This is a genomic window from Paenibacillus xylanilyticus, from assembly GCF_047246825.1.
GTDB lineage: Bacteria > Bacillota > Bacilli > Paenibacillales > Paenibacillaceae > Paenibacillus > Paenibacillus xylanilyticus_B.
On record NZ_JBFOLB010000003.1, the window covers coordinates 129,637 to 142,011 of the forward strand.

General features: G+C 45.5%; 7 protein-coding genes. All 7 read right to left on the bottom strand.

Going from position 1 to position 12,375, the window contains the following annotated elements; translation table 11 throughout:
* Positions 1–162: 162 nt before the first annotated feature.
* Entirely contained in the window at positions 163–4,095 is a 3,933-nt protein-coding gene (locus AB3N00_RS20010; protein ID WP_413036164.1) for an S-layer homology domain-containing protein, read from the bottom strand.
* A gap of 163 nt (positions 4,096–4,258) precedes the next feature.
* A complete protein-coding gene (locus AB3N00_RS20015) occupies positions 4,259–5,386 on the bottom strand; it encodes a glycosyltransferase family 4 protein (protein ID WP_175396651.1) in 1,128 nt (375 codons plus the stop codon).
* 373 nt (positions 5,387–5,759) lie between these two features.
* Positions 5,760–6,518 (bottom strand): WecB/TagA/CpsF family glycosyltransferase, encoded by a 759-nt coding sequence (locus tag AB3N00_RS20020; RefSeq protein WP_175396652.1) that lies wholly within the window; start codon positions 6,516–6,518, stop codon positions 5,760–5,762.
* A gap of 7 nt (positions 6,519–6,525) precedes the next feature.
* A complete protein-coding gene (csaB, locus tag AB3N00_RS20025; protein ID WP_413036165.1) occupies positions 6,526–7,692 on the bottom strand; it encodes a polysaccharide pyruvyl transferase CsaB in 1,167 nt (388 codons plus the stop codon).
* Positions 7,668–9,689 (bottom strand): DUF5693 family protein, encoded by a 2,022-nt coding sequence (locus AB3N00_RS20030; protein WP_413036166.1) that lies wholly within the window; start codon positions 9,687–9,689, stop codon positions 7,668–7,670. Before AB3N00_RS20030 ends, csaB begins: the two co-directional genes overlap by 25 nt.
* Before the next feature lie 229 nt (positions 9,690–9,918).
* Positions 9,919–11,640 (bottom strand): phospho-sugar mutase, encoded by a 1,722-nt coding sequence (locus AB3N00_RS20035; protein WP_413036167.1) that lies wholly within the window; start codon positions 11,638–11,640, stop codon positions 9,919–9,921.
* A 108-nt stretch (positions 11,641–11,748) separates the two neighbouring features.
* On the bottom strand, positions 11,749–12,180 hold the full coding sequence (gene fabZ / locus AB3N00_RS20040; RefSeq protein ID WP_175397056.1) for a 3-hydroxyacyl-ACP dehydratase FabZ: 432 nt from the start codon (positions 12,178–12,180) through the stop codon (positions 11,749–11,751).
* Between the last annotated feature and the right edge of the window lie 195 nt (positions 12,181–12,375).

Here is a 12,375-nt window from a genome sequence, read left to right on the forward strand (position 1 = left end):
TCTTAAACTCTATCAAATTACAAAATTAGTTATTGGTAAAAAGTTTTTTCTTTCTATTTAAAAAGGCGTTCTATGGGAGTTGGTTTTACACATGAAAAGAACCTGTCCCCTATAGCATAAGGGACAGGTCCTTTCTATAATGCATGGATGTTGTCACATCAATTAACTCAAGTTTTTAGGGAAGAGCTTCGTACTCTTCTTCAAGAGTTCTACAGCAATCTTAGATGCCTCTGCGCGAGTCAGGTTCCCTTTCGGGTTAAATTGATACAATGTCTTTGTGGAGCCAGCAACTGTCACAGGATTCCCTTCCATGATTTTTTGCTTGTTCACTGCCTCAATAGCAGGACGAGCATAATAATCAATTGCTGTGGAATCTGTAAATGATTTGGCTAATTTGGCAGACAACTTACTGTCATTGGCAGACAGCTTTAAGCTCATTGCACGTGCAATCATCACCGCTGCCTGTTCACGAGTAACTCTTTGATCAGCTCCAAAGAAGCCGTCACTTAGTCCTTGTACAATACCTGCACGGGCAGCCGTCTCAATGGAAGCGTAATCCCATGTCGTTGATGTTGATGTAGGAACAATATCATAGAACGTTTGATTGTTATCATAGTTCAATGGCAGACTCAGACCTTTAACCAGCAGAGTAGCAAACTCTCCACGTGTTGTCTGATCATCTGAACCGAACTCGTTATAACGCAGATTGTTCATGATCCCTTTGGAGTAAAGTGCATTCAGCAGATTACGTCCCCAAGGATGGTTCGTGATATCTGTGTAGCTCTTGCTTAATTTCATAACCTTGTAGTATCCGAACTCGTCAAAAGGCACAGTAATGGTGTGTTTATTGGTATCTACTTCCCCACCAATATTCTCCCAAACTCCCTTATCTGTATATTTGAACACAGATATGGTTGAACCCACTTCATCAACAATTGTTGAATCATAGTTCAATTTCAGCGTTCCGCGATTGGATGGTACCAGTTTACGTTCAGCTGGAATCTGAGTGAAGTACAACTGATCCAAGTAATAAGGAGGCAAACCATTTGTACCAGCTTTGTATCCGGTATCCCCTTTATTTCCTTGCTCACCTATTCCACCATTAATCCAGTAAATATCCGATACTAGTGTGAAATTACTTGTATTCAAGGTGGAGTTAAAGTACAGAACCAAATTATCTGGGATGATAATTGTACTTTCTCCATTCTCACTTCTTCCATCAGCGTTAACATTAATGATATTACCATAGTCATTTCTGCGTTCAACTACGCCATCTTTTGGATCGGCAATACCAAACAACAATTTATTGTCCGGATAAAATTTGGTTACTCCCCCTCCAACTTGACTTGCAGACTGCAGCAAGGTTCCTTTAGGGAAAGACAATTCTAGATTTTTATTGAACACACTGTATTTGGTAGCTACTTTCGGTGCCATGTATTGACTGTCAATCGTTGCTGTACTTGTGTAGTAGACACTAATTACATCATCAATAGTGCCACCGTCACGAATAACTTGAATCTTGATATCTGTCGTTTTATCCGCTTTAAGACCTACATAATCGTATACGAAGCGATCTTCAATATCCAAACGAGGGGTTGCTGGTTCTTTATCAATAAGTACCTGTGTTGCACCCTCTGCTTCAATATCAAAACGCACAAAGTTTTTGTTTACCACAATTTTATCTCCTACAGTTGGCTGCGGAGCCAAAATACGGTAGGAAGATGCTTCACGCAAAATTTCAAGGCGTTGAGTCGATCTCGCACCTGTACTGTTAATCAATTCAAGAGTGTAGACATGGCTGCCCGGTGCTTCGAATTCTAGATCTTTAATACGAAGAATGAATTCATCCTGATCCCCTGCATAATCGAAATTATAGCTTTTACCATTAAAAGTGAACGTATTCGAGTATCTTGAGGCCGTATCTTTTTTATTCATATCTGGAAAATTTGTACTGGTAAACATCTGGTCAGATCCAAACTTCAAATTAATAATCTGTGCTCCACCACCACGAAGAACCAGATCATAAGTCTCTTCACCCGTTACATATTTATCTGTTCGATATGCAAATTCCGGTGTTACCGAGAAAATATTAGACAATTCTGTTTTCGTATAGTCTGATACCTCATCGTGAGTAAATTGCTGACGTGCATCATTCGGTATCAACACCGGCATAAAGGCATCAATATTAGATACGTTGGAATCAATAATGTAAATACGCAGCTCTTTACGAATCTCGATGAGATTTCCTCCTGCATCAGCAGAAGTCCCCGTCAGAACGATCGTGTTTTCACCATAAACAATTTGACCTGCACGATCAATTGAGAATTCGAGTTTAAAAGTACGTATCTTCTTTCCATTGCTATCCTCATCAAGAGGTAGCCAGCTCAGATCTCCGCTAGCATGCTGGTCGACACCATTTACAAAAACCTGAGCATTAAATTGGGGATCATTAATTCCCTCAAATCCGATATACTGTCCATTAACATTTAACTTATTGGAATCTGTGTTGGAGTTAAACGTGTAGGTCTGTCCATCATACAAGTTTGATACATAGATATAGTTTTTGGATGAATAAGATATGCTCGCATTATATGAAGAACTTGCACTAACGAAATTAAATTTAACCTGTTGCTGACCTGTTGCAAAACCACTAATTTTCCAAACTTGTGTCTTTCCATCCGTGCTCTGAACTTCCATGCTTAATTTCTTGGTTGCCAGCGGGAGATATGCCCCCTCCAGCTTGGCCCCTTCAAGATCGGTATCTGATTCAACCATAATGTAGAATTCAGATTCCTCTACTTGAGCACCATTCAACGCAACCTTGGAGACAACTTTGCCATCATAATCCGGGAGGTAATACATGTTTGTTATCAATTTATCTCCAGGAAGATACTTGAAGTTTCCTGTAAAGGTTGCTGTAAACGTACCATATGTTACTGTAAGAGAAGCCCTCTGTTCTTCTTGAATAATATCACCGGTACCGTCAACATTCTCCGTACGGAAGTCATACGCAGACGTAGTAAATGTAACCAAGCGGTACATTGGAGTAACGCCGTCTGCTCCTGGAATAATTACTTCGGGCTCCGTTGTCTTATTTAATGTCGTGGACTTATCCACGTTGTTCACACTAACTGTACCAACTGAATCAAAAGTACTTGTGCTTGCAGTGTAAGGAAGCAGCATTTGAACTGCAAAACTTCCTTGTTTCCCGCCAGATTCAGATGTCAGCGTCGGCTTATTATCAACGATAGAATAATTGCTGCCGCCATGCACTACTTCCAATTTACTGAAAGGCTGTTCTGCATTGTAGTAATACGCATTTCGTTCAATTGTAATGGAATCAGAAGCATTACTGATTACGAATTTGAACGAGTTCAAACCGGACTTCAGATTCATCTGAGGAGTGAAGAACTTTCCATCATCAAGCAATGAAGTCAGAAGCGGCGTTTCCCCGTTAACTGAAACCGTAACTTTAGTTGCATTCTGAACTGCACCCTGAACGGAAACAGACTGCGTTGTAACAACGGTCTGTGCGCCCTCATTCATATTATATGAATTGGTGCCAGAAAAAACTTCTAAACTCTCTACATACGGTACTTTATCATATAGAACGTAGAACGTTTCTGATCTTTCCACACTGCCTTGGTTACCGTAAAAGGTAATTTTATTGAAGCCTGAGAATAGGTTCAAGTTATTCGCTTCAAATTTATTCGAAGATGTCGTACTTGCAGTTACAGTACCCGTTGTAAAGTGTGTACTATCCGTTTCCCAAACTGTAGCACCTTTGGACACCGAGTTAAGCTGTTCAATTTTGACACTCATTGTATCTTTGGATACATAAGAAAACGTACCTGTGATACTAAGAGTTGGATTTGTTGTTTTGTAGACATTATCACGGCTTAGCGTTGTGCCACTCGTTGTTAGAGATAGTCCAGAGGTTTTACTCAAGCTAGCTATATCGGGAATAAAATAGGTAGCTATAGATTCAGGTTCCGCTGCAGACGCAACGTTGCTACTGAACAGACCCTGTGGGAACAATGAGAGCACCATGGTGACCAACATGATCCATACCAACGGTCGTTTCTTTTGTTGCATTAAGTATCATCTCTCCTCTTTTTAAGTCAGTTAACTCTTTTATCGGCGCCTAGGTTCCAATTATTTAGTAAAAACAGCAAATTAAACAAAAAAACCTTATCCACGACGGATAAGGTTTGGGTCTCAGATAATATTCAAGAATAGCAGTAAACAACCACTTAACTTAAGATTTCGAACGAGTCTCCGGATTAATTTTGACGCGCATGCGCATCAGGAAATTAATAACCGGTCGTCTGGTTTTACTTACAAGTCCGATAACTTCCGCACCAACCTGAAGGAAGAACATCATGATACAGATCACGACAAACGTTACCCAGTTGGCTTCGAACATGGCGGCCGACGATTGAATGATCGCCAGTACACCGAAGAATGCGGCAATACCGTAGATGATCAGCACCGTCTGACGGTGGCTGAATCCAAGCTCACGCAAGCAGTGATGGAGGTGACCTTTGTCCGGTGAGAAAATCGGTTTCCGTTGTACCGCACGACGAATGATCGCGAAGAAGGTATCCGAAAGTGGTACACCGATAATGATCAGCGGCGTGATGAAGGACACGACAGCAATTTGTTTGAACCCAAGCATAGAGAGCATCGCCAGAGAGAAACCAAGGAATAGTGATCCCGTATCTCCCATGAAGATCTTGGCCGGATGGAAGTTGAAGAACAGGAAGCCGACAATACTGCCCAGCAATACAAGACACATCAAGGCAATCATCATATTCCCCATCAGGAAGGACATCACGGCAATAGTACCAATCGCAATACCGGATACACCGGCAGCGAGACCATCCAGACCGTCAATCAGGTTAATCGCATTCGTCACACCAACAATCCACAGAATCGTCAGCGGAATGGATACCCAAGCTTCCAGTGAGGAATAAGAATCCTGAAAAGGAATGTTCACAAAATCCACCCGGATATTAAATCCGAAAACGACTACTGCAGCTGCAACGAGCTGTCCAAGCAGCTTTACTTTGGCTGACAGTTCGAAACGGTCATCCAGTGCACCAATCAGGACGATAATCGATCCGCCGATCAGAAAGGCACTGACAAAGCTCATATCTCTTGTGGTAAACCATGCAGATACAAAAGGAAGAAGTGCAGCTACCGTAATAATAAAAGCCAGAAATATACCTAAGCCACCCAGACGTGGCATGATCCGAGTATGCACCTTACGTGCATTCGGCGTATCCATTGCACCTATTTTAACCGCGAACTTTTTGACAAGCGGTGTCAGGGCAAGAGCCAGTCCCATCGACACGATAAATCCAATGATAAAGATCGCTACCATTTGAACATTCGACCCCCAATTATAATACCCATACGAAATTATAAATCCCCTGATCTCTTTTTTATATATAAAGAAATATTGTTAGCCATATTTAATGAAGATTATTTGTTACACGATAACGAAGAGGGCAAGGAAAACCTGTAGAAGCGAAGCGGTCGCATTTATCACCATGTTTCACCCTTAAAAAGGGTTAATAAAAGAAATATGGGGATAACAGCGATCGAAGGTTGCCTTGCAATCGTAGTGTCAAGTGTAACGGTTTGGTTCATTCTTGGCACACATGTAATCCGGAATGAATTATACGCTGATCACAGGCGAAACGCCAACCTCAATTTTTAGCAAAAACGAGCATTTTTCTCGTAATAGCCTGTATTTAACGGACTTTAGTCACGTTTTCTTTGTCCTGGATCACTTTAATCGCGAATTTTGGAAGCGCAAGCATGCGGCCCGCACGGCTCGGTTCACGTAGCAGACGGTAAAACCACTCCAGTCTCAGCTTCTGGAATAGTTTAGGTGCACGTTTGGTTTTGCCTGAAATGACATCAAAACTGCCTCCAACGCCCATGGTTACGGGAACCTGAAGCGCGTCCTTGTACTTGTGAATCCAAGGCTCCTGCGTATCCGCGCCGCGTGCGACAAACAGCAAGTCTGGTGCAGCTTCACGAATGGAAGCAACCACCTGTTCGTCCTCAGCCGGACCAAAATAACCGTCGCGATAACCTACAATGCGAATCGCCGGATATTGCTGTTGTAACCGAACTGCCGTTTCTTGAATCACCTCAGGGGTGGAACCGAGCAAATAAACGCCCCAGCGATAGTTTTCTCCAACACGCAGCAATTCATGTAAAAGCTCAAATCCGGGTACTCGCTCTGCCACAGGATCCCCACAATAATTGGCAGCCCATACGACGCCTGTACCATCCGGTACAATCAACTCTGCAGATTGCATCACTTGCATCATGGACGGATTCTCCAGTGCTGCCATTACCATGATCGGATTCGCTGTAATCACCTGATGCGGCTTCTTCGACAACACGGCTTCCCGGAGAGTCTCCACCGTTTCTTTCATCGTCAGTTTGGAAAAAGGAATGCCATAGATCGAAACGGTAGGTATTGGTCCGGTCTGATTCATCTTTATCTCACCCTTTGCGGCCTAAATAGTTAATTATTTGCTGTGCAGGCACTCTGGCCTCCTGCTTCAGTTCAGTAATGCGATCTTCATTTTCCTTGAGCCACTGCGAACGCTGATCAAGAAGTGCAGCTACGCTCTTCGCCAGTTTGTCCCCATCGAGTGCAGTTGTGCTTCCTATAGGTTCACTATCCAAACGGAGCATGAACTGATCGATTTTGGGATCGTATGATATGCCCACAGGTGGCACATATTGCGATGCGGCATAGATCAAACTGTGCAGACGCATGCCAATGACAACATCACACTTGCTAACTTCCTCCAGCATGAGCTGTGGATCGGTCAGATCCTGGATTATGCTAACTTCGCTTCCTTTGCTGGTGACGTCACCAAGCATCTCCATAATAAAACGTGATGCCTGCTCGTCAATAGGCAAATGAAATGGCATAAAACACAGATGCACTGCCTTTTTGGCACATAGCTTTTTCAGTCCTGAGGCAATGGCTGTCAATTCCTTCCGATCGGACTCCCAGAAACGCACGGATACACCGATCACCGGAAGCTTGGTTTGCCCCGCAGATGCACCATCAGAATTCGCGGGAGCAACCCCAGCCGGAGTACCATCCACCCCTTTACCCTCAGGCAAAGGCAGCCCCATAACCGGGTCAGGCACAACATGAATCTGATTCCACTGCAGTCCAAGCCCGCGCAGATAATCAGCAGACTGTTCATCCCGCACCGAAACATATTTACAACCCTTGAAAACGGATCGGATCATCGGATTAAAGATTTTGCGGTTAACCGGTCCAATCCCCTGGGCATAGATAAACGTAGGTTTTTTCAGCCACTGGGCCAGCTTGATTACACCCAGATAGTAGGGAATGGATTTCAGTCCGGTTGCATCCTGCAGCAAACTTCCGCCGCCACTGATCAACCCGTCGCTTTCCTTGATCGCTTCGCGAACTTCCTTCAATTTCATACGGTGGACGGAACGAACACCATACATGGAGGTCGTCGACTCCGGATCAATGGAGAGCACGATCGGCTCAATGGTGACGCCGGATCTATGACTCTCCTCTTCCAGTGCAGTCAGAATCGACTTCAGTACCGCTTCGTCTCCACTGTTGCGAAATCCATAATATCCCGAGATGACTAACTTTTTAGAAGTGGTGACCATTTTTTCCAACATCCTTCCGCTACTTGCCACACACCCACAGCAATGATACCGAAGATTAAGCCAATTCCCAGTCCCATCGCTCCACGAATGAGAGACAATACAGCCGGTGTATGGATATGCGCGAACGTATCCACCATGGACAACTGTCCAATCGCTGCAATAATGAGTACAAAGATGACTTGACGATATTTTAAAGCGGCGAACACGCCAACGATAAACAGCGGGTGCCCCAGCACAAATTCTTTGAACCTTGGTCGTACGCCAAATGTATCTTCCAGCGTTGTACGCAGGAACATCTCAAATGGGGTCACAGAACCCGAGTTGCCTGTACGTGTCAAATAATAATATCCAGCTGCGGCTGCAACAACCGCCAGAACAACCATCAGTACATTAACCGGTATGCGTAGAATCTCTTTGATTTGCTTAATGGAGATCGTACCCGATCCACGATAAAACAAGATATAAATGGCAACCAGCCCCATTGGTGCAAAGTGCAGCAGGCTGACGCCCCTGAACTGGTTAATGACCAGACTATACGTAATGCTGTTGAGCAATGCGATCATAAAAGGAACCGCAAGGAACGACAAAATGGACGTTCTTACATACAAAATCAACGTTTGTGTCAATCGCCGACCCGCAGATGCGTCCGGCTGACGCTGCTGCTGGTAATTCACGGTTCTAACCGCAAGCACCATCGCTATGGTCGGCGCGGCAATCGCTACAAGCAAGGCAATCCCTTGCTCCAGCAAAGTTGGTTTGAGAAGGAACAAGCCTGCACTTCCAACCAAACCTAGTACAAATACAAGCAGTGTCAGCAATGGTACAAAGTACGAAACCATCAGGGTAATCATCGCAATCGCACCAATCAGCGCAACCAGCTTGGCATAACGCTGAATCGAAGATTCTTTTACCGTAAACGCCTCGGCTTGTCCAAGCTCGAATCCGCGTTTTTCCATACGTTCAACGGCATGTCCCGGTTCACCCAGACTGTTGATCAGATTCTCAATTGGATCTGTAATCATGGCTTTGGCCGTGTTTCGGCTTGGTCCAGCATTCAAATAGAGCATACGAATGTTGCGGTCCTTGGTAGCCAGAACAAAACGGTCAGCAATCTTGTCCACTTCCAGATTGGCATCTCCCTCGCTTAACGAGTACAAACGAGCGACGTTGTAGTCCGTTTTGTAAGCAAGGGTGTCAAAACCGGATTGAGGTTTCTTCAAGTTCTCAATCGCTGCCAGTCCAATATCATGTTTGTTCAGCAATTGTGCGAACTGATCGAGACTCTTCATCTCCGCATTATCATTGTACCCTTTCACTGCATCGCCATCAAACAGGATACGCTTCACACCATTCTCTTCGAAGAATGTAAGCAGGCGCTCCATCGATTCCTGGCTGTAAGGAACGCTATCCGCGATCCTTGGCAAAATGTAAAACCCTTTATCACGCAGCATCTTCACGGCAACCGGATCCGGCTGCATAGGCTGCATGTTGGCATTCTCCGGAGGAGTTTGCAAAATTAAGCCGCTGTGACCTTCATATTCCCATGGCACCACCGGAATCTGACGATCCGCGAACGTTTGTTCAATGATGGGTGTATAGGTTTGGGCATTTTCTTCCGATGTGAACAGTACATACGTGAAGTTCTCGTTAGGAGAAACCACATTTTGAGTCAGGTTGGCAACATCCTGCCCGTTGTATACTGTCAGTTTACGTGACTTTCTAAGCTCATCCAGCGTACTTTCGAATACGGCCATCGTTGTTACACCGGCATCTTTCAGACGAGTTAATTGCTCATTCATGAAATCCTGCGGATGGGCTTGATAAGCCGATATATCCAACAGACCTCTATAATTGAATACAAGCTCCACCTTCTTGGCGGTCGATTCCGTTTGAACCCGATCACTGATAACGGGGATGGAAGCAATCAGACCTATGATGACAACAAGCCACAGCCACTTCCGGGAAGCGGTATTCCAATAAAGCCATTTTTGACGCACTACATGTACCTCCTCAAGTGTTGGAACCAAATCCACGTTCAGCTCAAGTAATTCATTCCTTAAAATAATTAACGGGTATATACACAGCTTGTGTCAACAAGCCTTCTAATATCCGACTACCCTGCTTCAACCTCTGCAAATATTCCATCTAAAAGAAAAGCCCCTCCGCCAACCAACCTTACGGTGCGGAGAGGCTTTCAACCATTCATGCTTCGTACAACGTTCGTACTTATTGTGCATCTACTCGCGACATTACCGTGGCAGCCAGACGCTCAATGCGACCTTCCGCATCTTCCAGGCTCTCACCACGTACCGCAAAGTATACTTTGATCTTCGGCTCTGTACCAGAAGGACGCAGGCAGAACCATGATCCATCTGCCAAAATGAACTTCAGGACGTTTTCCTTCGGCAAGCCATCCAGACCAAGGGAGTAATCCAACACATCTTGTACGGCAATACCCGCGACTTCTTGTGGTGGATTAGAACGCCAATCAGTCATTTTCGCCTGAATTTGTGCTACGCCGTCCTTGCCTTTCAGCGTACGGGACTCCAGCTTCTCCAGGAAATATCCGAATTGGTTGTAGAGCTCCTGCAGCACATCGTAGAGCGTCTTGCCCTGGTTTTTGTAATATGCAGCAGCCTCTGCAATGAGCATTGAAGCCAGGATGGCATCTTTGTCACGCGCGTAGCTGCCTGCCAGGTAGCCATAGCTTTCTTCATATCCGAACAGGAAGGTATGACTGCCGGTTGCTTCGAACTGGTTCATTTTTTCACCGATATATTTGAAGCCTGTCAGGGTGTTCATCACTTCAGCACCGTAGTGCTCGGCAATGACGGCTCCCATCTCGCTTGTTACAATCGTTTTGACTACTGCGCTGTTGCTTGGCAGCTTGCCTGTCTCTTGCAGACGGCTGAGCACATAGTGCACCATGATCGCACCGGATTGGTTACCGGACAGTACGAAATACTTGCCATCATTGTCTTTCACGACTGCACCCATGCGGTCTGCATCCGGATCTGTACCGATCAGAATGTCAGCACCTACGGATTCACCGAGTTTCATCGCAAGCGTGAATGCTTCCCGTTCCTCCGGGTTAGGCGACTTGACTGTGGAGAATTCAGCATCCGGCTGTTCTTGTTCTGCCACAATGTGTACCTGTTCAAAACCGATTTTCTCCAACACACGACGAACAGGGACGTTCCCTGTTCCGTGGAGCGGAGTAAAGACGATTTTGAAATCACGGCCTACACCGGATTGAATCAGGTCACGGCTCAGACTCACGCTGGCAACCGTGTCAACAAACGCCTGATCTTCCTCTTCACCCAGCCATACCAGCAAACCTTGAGCTTCAGCTTCTTCCTGGGTCAGCTTTTTCACATCCGCGAGGGAAGGAACCTCCTGAATGTATTGGATGACTTTCTCTGCTTCATGTGGCACCAGTTGACCGCCTTCGTGGTTGTACACTTTGTATCCGTTATATTCCGGAGGATTATGACTTGCCGTTACCACAATGCCGCCCGTTGCTTGCAAATGGCGCACGCTGAAGGACAACTGCGGCGTAGGGCGCAGGGATGTGAACAGCTTGGCTACAATGCCGTTTCCGGCAAGAACCAAAGCAGCATCCAGCGTGAATTCAGGCGAGTAGTGACGGGAGTCATGGGCGATAACAACAGAAGGTCTGCCTTCTTTTTCCCCATGCTGCTCCAGCAGATAACGTGCAAACCCTTGAGTCGCGCGACCAACGGTGTATTTGTTCATCCGGTTGCTTCCGGCGCCAATGACCCCACGCAATCCACCTGTACCAAACTCCAGATTTCGATAGAAACGATCTTCCAGCTCTTTCGGCTGATCCTGCAAATCACGAAGCTCCTGTTTCGTCGCTTCATCAATCGAAGCATCCTCCAACCACTGCTGTAACGTCTGTGCTGCTGTTCCGCTTAACTGTTCCATTCCTATAAACCCCTTCCGTCTATATAAATTCAATGGTTTGCTGAGCTACTTCAGCATCTTGCATCATTCAAGAATAATCCTAAATGATGCAAGTGCTCACGTATGTAATCAGCTTGGGTCAGACAGTGCAAACATGATCTCGCCTTCAGCAACCACTTTGTCTCCCACGCGGGCTGTCGCTTTGCCTTTACCAATGGAACCCTTCAGGCGCGTGATCTCTACTTCCAGCATCAACGTATCTCCGGGCACAACTTGTCCACGGAATCGGAAATTGTCCAGTCCCGCCAAAAAGCCGATTTTGCCTTTGTTGCTCTCCACGTTAAGAATGGCTGCTGCCCCAACCTGAGCCAGTGCCTCAGTAATCAATACACCCGGCATTACCGGGTACTCCGGAAAATGACCAATGAAGAACGGTTCGTTGATCGTTACATTTTTCAAACCAACGGCACGCTTGCCATCCTCCATCTCTACAATCTTGTCCACCAGCAGAAACGGGGGACGGTGCGGGATAATCGCTTGAATCTGTTTGCTATCGAGCACAGTGTAATCTCCTTTCAGGGTTATTTATATGAATTAAACCGTTAAAATTTACACCATTCACTACGCTGGCAGAACAACCTTCCGATCGCTGTTATCCCCGGATTTCTTTGATCCCCTTATTCAAGGGGGAAATCCGGTGATAAAGGCGAACGCTACGCTTCTTCAGGTTTTTTCTGCCCTCTCCGTTGACGTGTA

What these genes read in the sequence shown, in the direction of transcription:
- csaB (WP_413036165.1), bottom strand. Translation starts at nt 7,692, where the DNA reads ATGGTCACCACTTCTAAAAAGTTAGTCATCTCGGGATATTATGGATTT.
- AB3N00_RS20015 (WP_175396651.1), bottom strand. Translation starts at nt 5,386, where the DNA reads ATGGTAGCGATCTTTATCATTGGATTTATCGTGTCGATGGGACTGGCT.
- AB3N00_RS20020 (WP_175396652.1), bottom strand. Translation starts at nt 6,518, where the DNA reads ATGAATCAGACCGGACCAATACCTACCGTTTCGATCTATGGCATTCCT.
- AB3N00_RS20035 (WP_413036167.1), bottom strand. Translation starts at nt 11,640, where the DNA reads ATGGAACAGTTAAGCGGAACAGCAGCACAGACGTTACAGCAGTGGTTG.
- AB3N00_RS20010 (WP_413036164.1), bottom strand. Translation starts at nt 4,095, where the DNA reads ATGCAACAAAAGAAACGACCGTTGGTATGGATCATGTTGGTCACCATG.